A 15617-nucleotide genomic window follows, 5' to 3' on the forward strand; every position below is an offset into this window, starting at 1 on the left:
TCTTCCCCGGAAGCGGTGAATGAAGCGTATTGATGATCTGTTGATCTGGCTGGCGGCGGCAGCCTGCCTTGGACTCTGGCTGTGGTCGCTGGCTGTCGGCCCGGTTTCGCCGCACTTCCTGCTGGCACTGGCGGTACTGCTGGCCGGAACCATCCTTTTTTCCTATGGCGAACGGCGGCGCTGGAAGGACAAGCAACTGTCCTACGTTACCGAACTCAAGAACGTCATGTCGGAATACCAGGTGCTCTCCGACGAAGCGATGGCCCATGCTGAAATGCAATTCACCTCGCTCGAGAACGACATGCGGGAAGCCCAGGAAATCATCCGGACTTCAGTCAGCAAGCTTTCCGGCAGCCTGACCGGACTCGAATCGCAATCCTCCGACCAGCGCCAGATCCTGCGCTCGCTGATCGACCAGATGCTGAACATGACCGGCAACAACACCATGGCCCGGGAGCAGGTCAGCCTGCAACGCTTCTTCGACGAAACGAATACGCTGATCGCCGAATTCATCGGCAAGATGTCCCATCTGCAAGAAACCAGCAAAGGCATTGCCACCAGCTTTGACGAAATGCAGGAACGTGTTTCGCGCATTACCGGCTCGCTCAACGACATTGCCGGCATTACCAAACAGACCGACCTGCTGGCGCTCAATGCTGCCATCGAAGCCGCAAGGGCTGGCGAAGCCGGCCGCGGCTTTGCCGTGGTGGCCGACGAAGTGCGCAATCTGGCAGCACGCACCGGCGAATTCAATGTCGATATCCGCAAGTCGCTGACCGACATCATGAATTCGCTGCAGGACGTTGGCGGAAGGGTCGCCGCAGCGACCCACATCGACATGAGCATTGCCGACAAATCGCGCGCCGCGCTGCAGGAACTGGGCGGCGAGTTGATGGAACTGACCGGCAAGGCGCGCGAACATTCCGACCACATTACCGCCATCACCGAACAGATGCATGAAATGACGCAGGAAGGCGTCATGGCCATGCAGTTCGAGGACATCGTGACGCAGATGATGTCGCGCATCAGCCAGCGGACGACCAACGTCGGCGAGTACATGCACGCCTTCCTGGCCCTGCAGCACGACAACGAAACCGACGGCCTGCAACGCTTCCGCTCGCGCAGCCAGAAACTGGTCGGATTGCTGGTCAACTCGCACGTCCAGGGCGATGCGATGAAGGCCAACAGTGCCGGACTGCACGCCAAGAACAGCAGCAACGGCGATATCGAGCTGTTCTGAGGCCAGTTTTGCATTGTTACGGTCAACCGGAAATTTAGGCCAAAAATGGAATTGACCAGCCTGATCGAAACCCTGGGCGAGAAGACCGCCGTCACGCTGGCCGGCCTGACCATTGGCATCTTTTTTGGCATTTTTGCCCAGCGCTCGCGTTTCTGCCTGCGTTCCGCCGTTGTCGAATTCTGGAACCGTGACGGTTGCAGCAAGCTCGCCGTCTGGCTTTTCGCCTTTTCCGCTGCCGTCATCGCCACCCAGTTTTTCATCACCCAGGGCTGGCTCAATGTCTCGCAGGCCCGCCAACTGGCCGCCAAAGGCAGCCTGTCCGGCGCACTGGTCGGCGGTCTGCTTTTCGGCGTCGGCATGATCCTCGCCCGCGGCTGCTCGTCGCGCATGCTGGTACTGGCCGCCAACGGCAACCTGCGCGCTCTGCTCGCCGGGCTGATTTTCGCCGTCGCCGCCCAGGCCTCGCTGAACGGCCTGCTCTCGCCCCTACGCACCTCGATTTCCGGCTGGCTGACCATCGACGGCGGCACCGCCCGCGACCTGCTTGCCTTCCTCCACCTCGGTAATCTCGGCGGCCTGCTCTTTGGTCTCGCCTGGCTCGCCGCAGCGATCCACTTCGCCCGCCGTGCCCACCTCGCCCGGCGCGAATGGCTGGGCGGCAGCGGCGTCGGCCTGATGGTCGCGCTGGCCTGGCTGGTCACCTATCAGGTTGGCACCCAATCCTTCGAAATTATCCCCGTACAAAGCCTGAGCTTCACCGGCCCGTCGGCCGACATGCTCATGCTGGTCCTCTCCCCGCCCGGCCAGCCATGGGATTTCAACATCGGTCTGGTCCCCGGCGTTGTCCTCGGCTCCTTCCTCGCCGCCCTCTGGGGCAAGGAATTGAAGCTCGAAGGCTTCAAGGACGGCCACAGCATGCGGCGCTACATGGCCGGCGCCATCTGCATGGGTTTCGGCGGCATGCTGGCCGGCGGGTGCGCCGTCGGTGCCGGCGTTTCGGGCGCAGCGATTTTTGCCCTGACGGCGTGGATTTCGCTGATCGGCATGTGGATCGGCGCCGGAGTGGCCGACCGCCTCATCGACCGACCGGCCAAACAGTCGACAACGGAGTGTGCCGGCAGCACGCCGGCAACCTCGCCGTAATCCTTCTTCAACAGTTGGCGGCCCGCCCCGGCCGACCGGAATCCCGGCAACGGCCGTCTGGAACGTTTCTCGCTCTGAGCGCAGATACCCACCCGATTTGTGCCGAAGATGTCAGAAAACTCACAAGCCTTGCTCGATTCGCTGTCGCTCGACCCACGACTGTCCCTGTTCGCCGTGGCGGCCGGGGCGACCATGGTCGGCGGCGAACTTGGCGATGACACGCTCGACGACATGGCCGCGCAGGTCGCCAGCGGCGCCCTGGCCGAGCTCGATGCGCGACTCGTCTGGCCATTGCTGGCCGAAGGCCTGATGGGCGCCCAGCCCTCGCGCATGCTGGCGGCGCTGACCGCCTGTGGCGCACTGGAACGCCTGCTGCCCGAATTCACCGCGCTGTTTGGCCGCTTCCAGACCGGCTTCGATGGCGAGCCGGTCGATATCGGGCGCCACCAGGGTCGGGTACTCGACATCGCCGCAGCAGGCAACGCGCCGCTGCGCGTCCGGCTGGCCGCGCTGCTCTGCAATCTCGGCAAAGCCGATTCGCCGCCGCAGCATCTGCCTTCGCACTACCGCCACATCGACCGCTGCCTGCCGCGCATCCGCAACGTCTGCGCCCGTTTCGGCATCGCCGCCGAGCTTGAGGACTTCGCCATCCTGGTCGCCATGGAACTGGAGCGCGTGCATCGCGCGACCCGCATGCGCGCCGGCTCGATGACCGCGCTGCTCGAACGCGTCGCTGCCTTTGCCGATCCGGCGCGCTTCGAGGATCTGCTGACGGTCTGCGCCTGCGACTATTTTGCCTACCCCGGCAACACCACGCCGACTTATCCGAAAGCCGCGCTGCTCAAGCAAGCGCTGGCCGCCTGCCTGGCGCTTCCCGAAACCGACGAGGACGAGGCCACCACGCGGCACGAACAGCGTGCCATGGCCGTCGCGAGCGCCTTGCGCTCCGGCACCGACCACGAACTTTGAACAGGGTACAACGATGACAACCGCCCCCCTCTCCCCCGATTGCCTGATCGCCGTGGCCACCAAGACCGGCCAGCAGATCGACCTGCACTTCGGCCACGCCGACGACTTTGCCATCTACGCCGTGCGCAACGGCACGGTGGCCTTCCTCGAAAAGCGCCAGGTCGAGCATTACTGCCAGGGCGGCCATGGTGACGAGGACAAACGCGAAGTCATCCTGCGTGCCCTCGCCGACTGCCGGGCCCTGTTCGTTGCCCGCATCGGCGGCGGCCCCGGCACCCGGCTGCGCGAAGCGGGCATCGAGCCGGTGGACGATTACCCCTACGGCGCCCCGGAAGCCTCGATTATCGCCTGGCTGGCCAGCCAAAACGGGTGAGAGTGCCGCTTTTCAGCCCGCTGCCCGATTCCACGGTCAACCGGAAAAAACGGCAAAAATTGAAAACTTCCCTGCCGCCAGACGAAAAAAATCCCCGCCGCAGCGAGGATTTCTCCGAATGTCGATTGACGATCAGCGCGGAAAGTACATCTTCGCCTTGTCCAGCTTGTAGGTCCACGGCAGGCCGGCGTTCTTCCAGCCATTGACCACGCGCTGCCCGGCTTTCGGACCATCCTTGGCGGTATCGCCCTCGACCCCTTCAGCGATGCCGTAGACCTTGGTGTAACCGGCCATTTGCAGGCGATCCTGGGCCTTCGAGCTGCGGTCGCCGGAACGGCAGACGAGGATTATCGTGGCGTCCTTGCCCAGCCCCATTTCCTTCAGGCGACGCTCCAGTTCCGGCACAAAGTCCTGGTTCGGCTCGAGCTTGTACATGTGGCGCTTGTCGTCCCAGTCGCTCATCAACTCGGGATGCTCGACGTAGGGGACAAGCGCATCGGCATCGCTCGGCCAGCCGACGTACATCGCCTCGGCCCGAGTCCGGACATCGAAGAAGGCGACGCCTTTCGGGTTGGCCTTCTTCATGTCGTAAGCCTGCTGCGGCGTCAGGTAGAGGCCGACCTTGGACTTCTTGACATCGGGCAGCTTGTCCCAGTCGGTGCTACCCGGCGCCCAGTCGGCGGCGAAGGTTTGCGTGGCCAGGGCCAGCGCGGCGACAGCAAATAGTTTCGGCAGGAGTTTCATCACGCGATCCCCGGATTGTTGGCCACCGCCTTGAGCGTCGGCAGGTTGAGATTGACCGGTTTGACGGTCTTGATGTCGCGCAGATACTTGGCCACGACATCCCAGATCGGTTCGCCAGCGTTCTTGGCCTCTTCCGACACCGGAGCCCAACCGGCCACCTTGTAGGTTTTGGCCGGATCGATGAGCTTGCCCTTGAGCATCATGTTCTGGATACGGTTGCCCATCTTGGCGGTCGGATCGCAGGTCCATTGCAGCCCGCCGACGCGCACCATGTCGCCGCCCTGCTGGTAGTACGGGTCAGGATTGAACAGGTTGTCGCAGACGTCTTCGAGCACGGTCTTGATCATCTCGCCGCTCATGTTGGTCACCGTCGTCCATGGATAGGTGATCGCCGTCTGGTCGAGCACGTGTTCCATCAGGATCGGCTGCCCGGGCAGCAACGAGGTGCCCCAGCGGAAGCCAGGCGAGAAGGCGATTTCGGCGTCCTTGACCTTCATCAGCGCGTCGAGGATGACCTGGTCGAAAGTGCCGCTGAAGTTGCCACGGCGGTAGAGCAGGCCCTCGCTGACCGCCAGCTTTTCGTTGAGCTTGGAGAGGTACGGGGCGCGGGCCTTGTCGATCAGCGCCTGCATGTCCTTGTCAGCCGGCAGCAGGTTGGCGAAGACCGGCAGCAGCTTGTAGCGGAAATCGGCGATCTTGCCGTTCTTGACGTCGAAATCGAGCACGCCGAGGTATTTGCCGTTGGAACCGGCATTGGTGACCAGCGTCTGGCCACCGGCATTCTTGACGACGACCGGCGCCGGCATGCCGTCATGAGTGTGGCCGCCAAGGATGGCGTCGATGCCTTTGACGCGCGAGGCCATCTTGAGGTCGACGTCCATGCCGTTGTGCGAGAGCACGACGACGACCTGCGCGCCAGCGGCGCGGGCTTCGTCGACGGTCTTCTGCATATTGTCTTCCTGGATGCCGAAGCTCCAGTTCGGCGTCTGCCAGCGCGGATTGGCGATCGGCGTGTAGGGGAAGGCCTGGCCGATGATGGCAACCGGCACGCCGTTCATCTTCTTCATGACGAAGGGCTTGAAGACAGCATCGCCGAAGTCGGTGGTCTTGACGTTCTGGGCAACGATGTCGATCTGGCCGGCGAAATCCTTTTCCTCGATTTCCTTGACCCGGGCTTCGCCGTAGGTCGATTCCCAATGCAGGGTCATGACATTGACGCCGAGCGCCTTGCAGGCGTCGACCATGTCCTGGGCGTTGGTCCACAGCGCCGTGCCGGAACCCTGCCAGGTGTCGCCACCGTCAAGCAGCAGGGCGCCGGGGCGATTGGCTTTCATGCGCTTGACCAGCGTCGCCAGGTGGGCAAAGCCGCCGACCTTGCCGTAGGTCTCTGCGGCTTTTTCGAAATTCAGATAGGTGTAGGCGTGCGCTTCCAGGCTGTTCGGCTTGAAACCGAAGTGTTTGAGCAGGTTGGCGCCAACGAGGTGCGGCACCTTGCCGAACTGGTCACCAAAGCCGAGATTGACGTTTGGCTCGCGGAAGTAGATGGGCAGTAACTGGGCATGACAGTCGGTGATGTGCAGCAGGCTGACGTTGCCGAATTTGGGCAAGTCATACAGCTTGGCAGCACCCTTTTCGGCCTGCGCCAATTCACTGTGCAATGACATGCCACCGGCCGCCGCGACGGCCATGACCTGAAGAAATTCCCGACGATTCATGCTCATTTTTTGTTCCTTGAAGATGAGATTTCAGCGAAGCCAAACAAAGCTATTGGCGAGGCCAAAAAAATGCCCAGCCAGTTTCCCGGCCGGGCCAATCACGCAAGTTCTAGTCTTTGTTGACCGGCGATTCCGGATCGATCAGGAAAGCCACGATGTGGGTGATCTGCTCCGGCGTCACCCAGTTATGCAGGCCGAAGCGCGGCATGTTGGTGCACGCCGTGAAGGCGTTGGAGTTGTAGACCTTGTCGTAGACGTACTTGATGTTCTCTTCCGAATTGCCGCGGATCTTGCCGAAGTTGCGCAGGCTCGGGCCGATTGTGCCGTAGGCGACTTCCTTCTTGGCCAGCTCGTGGCAGGCGTAGCAGTTGCCGCCGCGCAGCTTGCCAGCCGGATCGGGCTGGAGGAAGCCGATGTGGCCGCCAGTGCCGACCGCAGCTAGTTTCTCGCCTTCCTTCCAGTCGCCGATCAGCTTGCCGTCAACCGGGTAACGAATGGTCGCCGCATTGAGTTTTTCCAGCTTCTCACCCACCTTGCGCGGCGGATTGTCGCGATAGATGCCGCAGGTCTTCATCGTCTCGTCCTGCTCCAGGCGGGTCATCCAGTATTTCGGATTCTCGGCCTTGAACGAAGCGCGGAACATCTGGTCGGCTTCCTTGGCGTACTTGCCGCCCGGTGCCTCAACGGCTTTCTGAGCCAGGGCCGGCGTTGCGATTGCGACGGTCAACCCGAAAAAAAGGGCAAATTTGAAATTCATGGTCGTCCCCTTTTTCAGCGCTTGATTCCCGGCGTTTCCATCACGGTGCCGGTCGCAGTTTTTTGCAGATAGGTTTCCAGCGCGATCACGGAATCGGCCAGATAGTTCGGCTCAGGCCAACGGGCCTGGCGCATGCAGTCGATGAGACGACGCTGCATGGTCCATACCGTGCCTTGCGAGACGCGATACGACGGCCAGGTTTTCATGGCAAAGCCGGCGCCTTCCTTGGTCGTCAGGTTGCCGAGATCCTGCAGGCGGATGCGCTTGCCTTCCTGACCGTGGCAGATCGAGCAGGAAAAATCCTGCGGACCGGAGCGACGATAGAAAATGTACTCGCCCATCTTGGCCATCTTGGCCTCTTCCGGATGCGTCGCCGGCACGTTGATCGGCTTGCCGTTCGACTTGGCGCCGATGAAAGTGACCAGCGCCTCGATGTCGGAATCCTTGCCCGGCTTCGAATACCACTGCTTGGTCGCTTCGGCCAGAGTGAAGCCTTGCAGTGTCATCATGCAATGGACGAGGCGGGACTCGACGTCCATGACCTTGCCGGTATCCTTGAAATACTTCGGCAGGGCGGCATAGGCGCCGTCCAGCTTGCCCGGTCCCTGGCCAAGATCGCACTGCTCGAGCGAGGCATTCTTCGGGCCGCGCTTTTGCATCCACAGCCCTTCGCCCTTGACTTCGAACAGGTCGGCCGGATTACCGTCAGCCAGCGCTTCGCGATACTTGGCGAGTTCATCGGCCACCTTGCTGTCCTGGGCCGCAACACCACCGGCAAAGGCAGCCAGAACGGCAGCCCCAACCAGCGTTTTCATCAAACGTCGAATCATTGATTACTCCTCCACGGGGTAAAGGCAACGGCAGCGGCGATCTGTGTCACCTGGCTGCCGTTTGTGAGCACTATCAGTTGATCGCAGCTTCGTCAGTGCGGGTATCGCCCTTGTTGTCCTTCCAGCTGACCGTGATCTTGTCGCCCTTGGCGCCGCCCTTGAACTTGAAAGCCAGGTACGGGTTCTTCGAGACGGACGGTCCGAATTCGCTGCTCAGCACGACCTTGTCGCCATGCTTGGCGGTCAGTTCGGTAATAAACCAGGCCGGCACGATGGCCCCGGCGGAGTCCTTGCGCTGGCCGGTTTCCATTTCGTGGCTGACCAGAACCTTTACTTCAGTAACGCCGTCCTTGTTGGCGGCGCGGATTTTCATTGGATTGCCCATTTTTAGCTCCTTGAATTCGTGTCGATTAGCCGCCGCAGCCGCCGAGGGTGACCTTGATTTCCTTGGTCGCCATGAAGAACTTGCCGTCCGACTTGACCAGCGCGTAGATGTTCGAGGTCTGGCCCATCTTGACGCGGGTCTGGACGTTGGCTTCGGTGCCTTCCGGCAGCACGAAGGAAGCGGCCAGCGCATTCGGGTTCTTCTCGATCAGGATGGCGACCATGGTCACGTTGGGCAGCGTCGAAGCCACGCCAACCGGCACCACGGCGCCGTTTTCGGCGATGTCCGGACCGGTGACCTGGACGTCCTTGCTGTCGGCCGGAGAGCCGGCACCGAGCGCCTTGAGCGTATCGGCCATGCTCTTGGCGTCAAAAGCAGCCTTGTTCCAGTCAGCCAGGGCCATGCCCGGGGTGATGATGCCGGCGGCAGCCAGCATGCCCAGCAGGGCGGCGCCGGAGCCGGATTTCAGTACGGTGCGACGTTGATTGTTCATGACTTCTCCTCTGTAGAAATTGGGATTACTTGGAACCGGACAGAATCCACTTCACCAGCGTGGTGAGGTCTTCATCCTTGATATGACCGTTCGGCGGCATCGGGATCGAACCCCAGACGCCCTGCCCGCCGGCCTTGACCTTGGCGATCAGGCGCGATTCGGCATCGGTCTGATCCTTGTAGCGCGCCACGACTTCGTTGTAGCCGGGGCCGACGATCTTGCTCTTGAGACCGTGACAGGCCATGCAGCCACTCTTCGTCGCCAGTTCCAGCGTGCCGGCATCGGCTGCTTTTTTGGCAGCCTCGGGACCAAGCGTCTGGGTGCCGCGGACCGGACCGAATGAACGGTTCTGATCACGCAGTTCGCCATGCGCCGTCCGGGCGTATTCCGGCAGGGTCGAGCCGATCAGCACTTCCGGCTTGCAGTTCTTCATGCACGCCTTGTTTGCTGTATCCGGCTTGCCACCGTTGCCGATGCCGCCCTTCTTGGCCGGCGCGCCCGGCCACAGTCCATGGTCGGTCGTCATGCCATTGCGATTGGGCAGCAGTTTCTGGACTTCGCCGATATTCTTGTCGGACAGCACAAAGTCAGCCGGCACGATTTCCTGCAGATTGAGCAGGTAGGCCAGGATGGCGAAAACCTCGTCCGGCTTGAGCGACTTCGGCGCCGTCCAGGGCATGGCGCGCTGGATGTAGTCGAAGACCGTCGAAATCGTTGCCACTTTGGTAAAGGTCGTGCGCTGCGGCAGTTCGCCGGAGGACAGGCCCTTGACGTTGCCGGCCTTGATGTCGTCCTTGGTCGTGCCGCCGGCGAGCGGCGTGAACACCTCGTTCGACTCGCCGAAGGAGCCGTGGCAGGACGCACACTTTTCCTCGAACAGCTCGTTGCCGCGCTCGACATTGCCCGATCCTTTGGGCAAGCCCTTGAAGTCCGGGCGAACGTCGATGTCCCAAGCCTTCACTTCGGCCGCGGTAGCCGGCCGGCCGACGCCCTGATAGTTCTCGAAGGCGATTGCTGCGGTCGACGCGGAAAAAAGGGCAAAAACGAAAAGCGGCTTAGAGAACCTGAACATTGCTGACCTCCCCGCTTTCAACCACTTTCCACGACTGGATGGCGTTGTTGTGATAAATCGACTTGGTACCGCGGACCGCACGCAACTGCCCATAACTCGGCTGGACAAAGCCGGTCTCGTCGATGGCCCGCGACTGCAGGATGGCCGGCGAGCCGTCCCACACCCAGTTGGTGTTGAAACGGGTCAGCGCCTTGTTCTGGATCGGTCCTTCGAGACGCGCCGTCTGCCAATTGACGCCACCGTCGAACGAGACATCGACCTGCTTGATCTTGCCGCGACCGGACCAGGCGAGGCCGGAGACGTTGTAAAAGCCCTTGTCGAGCAGCGTCTGGCCACCGGACGGGGTGGTGATCACTGACTTGGCTTCCTGGATCGAACTGTACTGGCGATGCTGGCCGCTCGGCAGGAGGTCGATGTAATGCACCGCCTCGTCCTTGGTGGCGTAAGGCTTGTCGCCCACTTCGATGCGACGCAGCCACTTGACCCACGACACACCCTGGACGCCCGGCACGACGAGGCGCAGCGGATAGCCGTTTTCCGGCCGCAGCATTTCGCCGTTCTGGCCGTAGGCGACGAAGACTTCGCCGGATTCGACCATTTCCATCGGGATGGTGCGCGTCATCGAGGAGCCATCTGCCCCCTCTGCCAGCACGTAACGCGCCTTCTTGTAATCGACACCGCAGTCTTCCAGCAGCACCTTGAGCGGCACGCCGGTGAATTCGGAGCAGGACAGCATGCCGTGCGTGTATTGCACGGTCGGCACGGCGACATTGCCCCACTCAAGGCCGGTGTTGGCGCCGCATTCGATGAAGTGGATGCGCGACACTGAGGGCAGACGCATCAGTTCGTCCAGCGTATAAACCTTGGCCTTCTTGAGCAGCGAATCATCCGAGCCATTGACCATCAGGCGATGCTTGGACGGATCGATGTCGTGCCAGCCCTGGTGATGGCGCTCGAAATGCAGGCCGGACGGCGTGATGATGCCGAACAGACCCTGCAGCGGCGCAAACGACACCGAAGCGCCGCCGACGCGGGCCAGACCCGGCGATTCACGACGCAGCAACTGGCTTTCGTACTTTGACGGCATGCCGTACGGGTTGGTTGCTACCGGCAGACCGAGCGAGGTTGTCCACGCCGGATTTTCCAGGATATTGATGTCACCCTCACTGGCCGCGCGCGCTGCCATCGGTGCGGCCAGAGCAGCACCGGCGGCGAGGAAGCTCTTGCGCAGGAAGTCGCGGCGACCGCTGCCGACCGCCTTGACCTGCTCTTCCGACAAAAAGTTCTCCGGTGCGGGCCGCAGACGCCCCGGTTGTTTCACGATGTCACCCATATGGACAAACCCCTCTGCTTAATTGACGTCAGTACTGCAATTCACCGGCGACACCCCCAACTCATCGCCCAGATCGCGGCTTGCCACCGAGATGCTGACCGTTCGGCAGATGTCGACAAAATTCGGATCGATCACGCGATACATGACCGAACTTCCTTCGCGCCGCCGGTCGACTACGCCGGCCCGGTACAGGATGTTCAGATGCCGCGAGATGTTGGCCTGGGTCAGGCCGATTTTCTCAACCACCTCATGAACCGGACGTTCCTCGGCGCACAAGCACGAAAGAATGCGCAAACGGGTCGGATCGGCGAGCAATCCGAAGTAGTGCGCTACCTGTTCGAAAACCTGTAATGTCTCGTCCAATGTCTCGTCCATATCGTTCTTTTGATTTCAATCAAGAATCAATGTATAACTGCGTACTTATATAGTCAACTACTAATATTGTTGCGATGCAGCATGCAATTTGTGCGAAAGGCTTATAACCTTGGCACTACGCTGATACGGACAAATCAAAAATAATTTTGGCTATATATGGCGTATCGACAACACTAGAGGAGATGTCTCGATGAAACCGTTTGCTCCCATAGCCGCCCTGTGCCTGCTGGCTTTTGCCAGCGCCTCGCAGGCGGCCGATCCAAACCTCGGCCGCAACCTGGCCGCCACCTGCGCCAACTGTCACGGCACCAACGGCAACGCCATCAAGGGCTCCGGGATGGATGCCCTGGCCGGCATGGAAAAAGCCAAAATCCTGCAAAAACTGGCCGAATTCAAGAGCGGCGACAAGCCCGCCTCGATCATGCATCAGATCTCCAAAGGCTACACCGATGGCCAGCTTGATCTGATCGCCGGCTATTTCGCCGCACAAAAATAAGGGGAGATGACCATGATGCTGATGAAAAGACGTGATTTCCTGAAAGTCGGTGCGGCAGCCGGTGCAATGGCTTCCCTCTACGGCTGCGCCGGCGGTAGCAAGGCCAGCGGCCATGTCGTCGTGGTCGGCGGTGGCTACGGCGGAGCCACGGTCGCCAAGTACCTGCGCATGTGGAGCGAAGGCAGCGTGCAGGTGACGCTGATCGAGCGCAACCCGACCTTCATTTCCTGCCCGATCTCCAACCTGGTCATTGGTGGCACCAAGACCATGGAAGACATCACAATCAGTTATGACGGTCTGAAGAGCAAATGGGGCGTCCGTGTCGTCCAGGACGACGTTGTTGCGGTCGACGCCGCCAAGAAGACCATTTCCCTGAAGGCTGGCGGCGCCATGTCCTACGACCGCCTGGTCCTCTCACCGGGCGTCGATTTCATGTTCGACCAAATCCCCGGCCTGAACAACGCCGATGCCCAGTCGAAGATTCTTCACGCCTGGAAGGCCGGCGCCCAGACCGTCGCCCTGCGCAAGCAACTGGAATCGATGAAGGACGGCGGCACCTACGCCATCGCCATCCCCAAGGCGCCCTACCGCTGCCCACCCGGACCCTACGAGCGTGCCTGTCTGGTCGCCAACTACTTCAAGCAGAGCAAGCCGAAATCCAAGGTCGTCATCCTTGATGCCAACGAAGACGTGATGTCCAAGAAAGGCCTGTTCACCAAGGCCTGGAGCGATCTCTACAAGGGCATGATCGAATACCGCAACAACAGCGAAGTGAAGGATGTCGAAGTCGCCACCAACACCGCCGTGCTCGAATTCGACAAGTTCAAGGCCGACGTACTCAACGTTATCCCGCCGCACCGCGCCGGCGATATCGCCGCCAAGTCGGGCATCAAGCTGATCAACAATCGCTGGGTGGACATCAACTGGCTATCGATGGAATCGACCAGTACACCAGGCATCCACGTGCTTGGCGACGCCATCTTCCCGGCCCCGACCATGCCGAAATCGGGCCACATGGCCAACCAGCACGGCAAGCTCGCCGCTGCCGCCATCCTGAATCAGCTGGCCGGCCTGGAGCCGAACCCGGAGCCGGTCGTCATGAACACCTGCTACAGCTTCGTCGACGCCAAGAACGTCATTCACGTTTCGTCGGTGCACCAATACGACGCAGCGACCAAGACCGTGCAACCGGTCAAGGGCGCTGGCGGCGTCTCGGCCGCCCGCAATGAACTGGAAGGCAAGGTAGCGATGGGCTGGGCGAAGAACATCTGGGCCGACATGCTGACCTGATTTCGCCGGCAGCAAAAAGCAGAAGGCCGCCAATTTGGCGGCCTTTTCGCATTTGGTGACGCGTTTTTTCTCAGTCCAGGGTTGCGATGTACTCGGCAACGGCATGCGTCTCGAGCTCAGACAGCTTCGAAGCAATGGTATGCATGACTGCGTTGTCGTTGGTCCGTTCACGCTTATTGAACTGCTTCAACTGATCCTCGATGTAACGCGGATGCTGCCCGGCCAGGCGCGGCAACTGCGGCGTTCCCAGTCCCTTGGCGCCATGGCAGGTCGAACAGGCCGGCAAGCCGGTGAACTGGTTGCCGCGGTTGAAGACGAATTTGCCAACGGCGAGCAGTTCCTGATCTCTAGCTGCGCGAGGCCCGACCACCTTGGCCTGAAAGAAAGCACCGAGCGCTTTCATTTCGGCTGGCGTCAATTCCTCGGCCTGCGGTTTCATGGTGTCGCTATTGCGCTTGCCGGACTTGAAATCAGCCAACTGTTTGGCGATGTAGTCGCCATGTTGCCCGGCCAGGCGAGGGAAAACCGGGCTGGCCGATTCGCCTTCGAGGCCGTGACAGAGAAAGCAGCGTCCGGAAACGATCTCTTCGGCGCGAGCCAGATCGACCGCCTCGGCAGCCAATACAGGCATGGAACAAACGGCGGCAAGCACGGCCCCGGCGATCTGTATTGCAACTCTTTTCATTTCCCCCACCCCCCGCATAAAAGTAAATCATTAAATCATGATTTTCTTACGGCGTGCTTGCAAGCGTCAGGCGTGGCCCGTGCTGCCAAAACCACCTTCGCCACGGTGACTCGCGTCAAAGTCCTCAACAATATTGAATCCAACCTGCAGGACGGGAACGATGATCAGCTGCGCAATGCGGTCCAGCGGATTGAGCGTAAAGGTAACGCTGCTGCGGTTCCAGACCGACACCATCAGTTCGCCCTGATAGTCGCTGTCGATCAGCCCGACCAGATTGCCGAGCACGATGCCATGCTTGTGGCCGAGCCCCGAGCGCGGCAGGATCATCGCCGCCAGGCCCGGATCGGCCAGATGAATCGCCATGCCGGTCGGCACCAGCGTGGTTTGGCCCGGAGCGACATGGATAGGCGCCTCGATACAGGCGCGCAGATCAAGCCCGGCCGAACCGGGAGTGGCGTAATGCGGTGGCGTCTCGTGCAGGCGGTTGTCGAGAATTTTTACGTCGATTTGATGCATCAGTGTTTCCCCGTCAAGGTAGCGATGTGTTCAATTAATTGCCGGGCCAGTACCGCCTTGGGCGCCGGCGTCAGCGGATGGACACCGGCATCGTCGAACAACACGAGCCGGTTGTCATCGCCGCCGAAACCGTCCTGGATCAGGTTGCCGGCGATCAGCGGGATATTCTTCTTGCGCCGCTTGGTCTGCGCATACTCTTCCAGATTGCGGCTCTCGGCCGCGAAGCCGACGCAGAACGGGCCATTTGCCAGCGCCGCCACTTCGGCCAGGATGTCCGGGTTCTCGATCAGTTCAATCGGCGGAATACCGCCGCTATCCTTCTTGAGCTTGTGTTCGGCCGCATTGGCAACGCGGTAATCGGCCACCGCGGCGACGCCGATGAAGATGTCCGACGTAGCAGCGCGCGCCATCACGGCAGCGTGCATGTCGAGCGCACTCTGCACGTTGACACGGTCGACGCCCTGCGGAGCCGAAAAACCGACCGGCCCTGAAACCAGGGTCACCTCGGCACCAGCCTGTCGCGCGGCACGGGCGACGGCGTAGCCCATGCGCCCGGACGACAGGTTGGTGATGCCGCGCACCGGGTCGATGGCCTCGAAAGTCGGCCCGGCGGTGATCAGAACCTTGCGGCCGGCCAGCAGTTTTGGCGTGAAGAAGGCAATGACCTCTTCAAGAATCTCCTCGGGTTCCAGCATGCGGCCGGCGCCAACCTCGCCACAAGCCTGCTCGCCGCTGGCCGGGCCAAGCATCTGCACGCCATCGGCCTGCAATTGAGCGACATTGCGTTGCGTCGCCGGGTTTTCCCACATCTGGCGATTCATCGCCGGGGCGACGAGCAGCGGACAGTCGCGGGCCAGTACCATGGTCGCCAGCAGATCATCAGCCATGCCGTGCGTGATGCGGGCGAGGAAATCGGCTGAAGCTGGGGCCACGAGTATGAGATCAGCCTGGCGCGACAGATCGATGTGGGCCATCGCGTTAGGCATCCGGGCATCCCACTGGTCGAGATAGACCGGCTTGCCCGACAACGCCTGAAAGGTGGTCGCCGTTACGAAATGCGTCGCCCCTTCGGTCATCGCCACCTGCACCTCGGCGCCCTGCTTGCCGAGCAGGCGAACCAGCTCAGCCGCCTTGTAGGCAGCGATGCCGCCGGTGACGCCGAGAACGATGCGTTTTCCCTGTAATTCCATTGTCTTGCCAT

18 protein-coding genes are annotated in these 15617 nt (G+C 61.3%); 6 read left to right on the forward strand and 12 right to left on the reverse strand.

Features of this window, described 5'->3' with window-relative positions:
• The first annotated feature begins 19 nt into the window (after positions 1-19).
• From KI613_RS21245 to KI613_RS15345, 4 genes are all read left to right on the forward strand, one after another.
• Positions 20-1240, forward strand: coding sequence for a methyl-accepting chemotaxis protein (locus KI613_RS21245; protein ID WP_264181439.1), 1221 nt, complete (start codon positions 20-22; stop codon positions 1238-1240).
• Positions 1241-1285: 45 nt separating this feature from the next.
• A complete protein-coding gene (locus KI613_RS15335; RefSeq protein ID WP_226400952.1) occupies positions 1286-2383 on the forward strand; it encodes a YeeE/YedE family protein in 1098 nt (365 codons plus the stop codon).
• A 108-nt stretch (positions 2384-2491) separates the two neighbouring features.
• Complete coding sequence (locus KI613_RS15340; RefSeq protein ID WP_226400953.1) at positions 2492-3352, forward strand: tRNA nucleotidyltransferase; 861 nt, start codon at positions 2492-2494, stop codon at positions 3350-3352.
• Positions 3353-3365: 13 nt separating this feature from the next.
• A complete protein-coding gene (locus KI613_RS15345) occupies positions 3366-3725 on the forward strand; it encodes a NifB/NifX family molybdenum-iron cluster-binding protein (protein ID WP_226400954.1) in 360 nt (119 codons plus the stop codon).
• Between the two features lie 132 nt (positions 3726-3857).
• Here KI613_RS15345 and KI613_RS15350 read toward each other — a convergent pair whose 3' ends face one another.
• From KI613_RS15350 to KI613_RS15390, 9 genes are all read right to left on the reverse strand, one after another.
• A complete protein-coding gene (locus KI613_RS15350; protein ID WP_226400955.1) occupies positions 3858-4469 on the reverse strand; it encodes a rhodanese-like domain-containing protein in 612 nt (203 codons plus the stop codon).
• Positions 4469-6190, reverse strand: a complete 1722-nt coding sequence (gene soxB / locus KI613_RS15355) for a thiosulfohydrolase SoxB (protein WP_226400956.1) — start codon at positions 6188-6190, stop codon at positions 4469-4471. Before soxB ends, KI613_RS15350 begins: the two co-directional genes overlap by 1 nt.
• Positions 6191-6293: 103 nt before the next feature.
• Positions 6294-6941, reverse strand: a complete 648-nt coding sequence (soxX, locus tag KI613_RS15360) for a sulfur oxidation c-type cytochrome SoxX (RefSeq protein ID WP_226400958.1) — start codon at positions 6939-6941, stop codon at positions 6294-6296.
• A gap of 14 nt (positions 6942-6955) precedes the next feature.
• On the reverse strand, positions 6956-7771 hold the full coding sequence (gene soxA, locus KI613_RS15365; protein ID WP_226400960.1) for a sulfur oxidation c-type cytochrome SoxA: 816 nt from the start codon (positions 7769-7771) through the stop codon (positions 6956-6958).
• A gap of 73 nt (positions 7772-7844) precedes the next feature.
• Positions 7845-8156, reverse strand: coding sequence for a thiosulfate oxidation carrier complex protein SoxZ (soxZ, locus tag KI613_RS15370; protein WP_226400962.1), 312 nt, complete (start codon positions 8154-8156; stop codon positions 7845-7847).
• Between the two features lie 25 nt (positions 8157-8181).
• Positions 8182-8649 carry a thiosulfate oxidation carrier protein SoxY gene (gene soxY, locus KI613_RS15375; protein WP_226400964.1) on the reverse strand — a complete coding sequence of 156 codons (468 nt, stop codon included), beginning with the start codon at positions 8647-8649 and terminating at the stop codon, positions 8182-8184.
• Positions 8650-8674: 25 nt separating this feature from the next.
• Positions 8675-9721, reverse strand: coding sequence for a c-type cytochrome (locus tag KI613_RS15380; RefSeq protein ID WP_226400966.1), 1047 nt, complete (start codon positions 9719-9721; stop codon positions 8675-8677).
• Positions 9705-11000, reverse strand: a complete 1296-nt coding sequence (gene soxC, locus KI613_RS15385; RefSeq protein ID WP_226400968.1) for a sulfite dehydrogenase — start codon at positions 10998-11000, stop codon at positions 9705-9707. Before soxC ends, KI613_RS15380 begins: the two co-directional genes overlap by 17 nt.
• A 72-nt stretch (positions 11001-11072) precedes the next feature.
• On the reverse strand, positions 11073-11429 hold the full coding sequence (locus KI613_RS15390; protein WP_226400970.1) for an ArsR/SmtB family transcription factor: 357 nt from the start codon (positions 11427-11429) through the stop codon (positions 11073-11075).
• Positions 11430-11619: 190 nt separating this feature from the next.
• Between KI613_RS15390 and KI613_RS15395 the strand changes: the two genes are divergently transcribed.
• Together KI613_RS15395 and KI613_RS15400 are read left to right on the forward strand one after the other, a co-directional pair.
• Positions 11620-11925: a c-type cytochrome gene (locus tag KI613_RS15395; RefSeq protein WP_226400971.1), complete on the forward strand. Its 306-nt coding sequence runs from the start codon at positions 11620-11622 to the stop codon at positions 11923-11925.
• A 12-nt stretch (positions 11926-11937) separates the two neighbouring features.
• Positions 11938-13215 carry an FCSD flavin-binding domain-containing protein gene (locus tag KI613_RS15400; RefSeq protein WP_226400972.1) on the forward strand — a complete coding sequence of 426 codons (1278 nt, stop codon included), beginning with the start codon at positions 11938-11940 and terminating at the stop codon, positions 13213-13215.
• A gap of 70 nt (positions 13216-13285) precedes the next feature.
• Here KI613_RS15400 and KI613_RS15405 read toward each other — a convergent pair whose 3' ends face one another.
• The 3 genes from KI613_RS15405 to coaBC form a co-directional block, all read right to left on the reverse strand.
• Positions 13286-13900 (reverse strand): c-type cytochrome, encoded by a 615-nt coding sequence (locus KI613_RS15405; protein WP_226400973.1) that lies wholly within the window; start codon positions 13898-13900, stop codon positions 13286-13288.
• 66 nt (positions 13901-13966) lie between these two features.
• Complete coding sequence (gene dut / locus KI613_RS15410) at positions 13967-14416, reverse strand: dUTP diphosphatase (protein WP_226400975.1); 450 nt, start codon at positions 14414-14416, stop codon at positions 13967-13969.
• Positions 14416-15606 (reverse strand): bifunctional phosphopantothenoylcysteine decarboxylase/phosphopantothenate--cysteine ligase CoaBC, encoded by a 1191-nt coding sequence (coaBC, locus tag KI613_RS15415; RefSeq protein ID WP_226400977.1) that lies wholly within the window; start codon positions 15604-15606, stop codon positions 14416-14418. The genes dut and coaBC overlap by 1 nt, the downstream gene beginning before the upstream one ends.
• Positions 15607-15617 lie beyond the last annotated feature (11 nt).

Origin of the sequence: Ferribacterium limneticum, assembly GCF_020510585.1 — a bacterium.
Classification (GTDB): domain Bacteria; phylum Pseudomonadota; class Gammaproteobacteria; order Burkholderiales; family Rhodocyclaceae; genus Azonexus.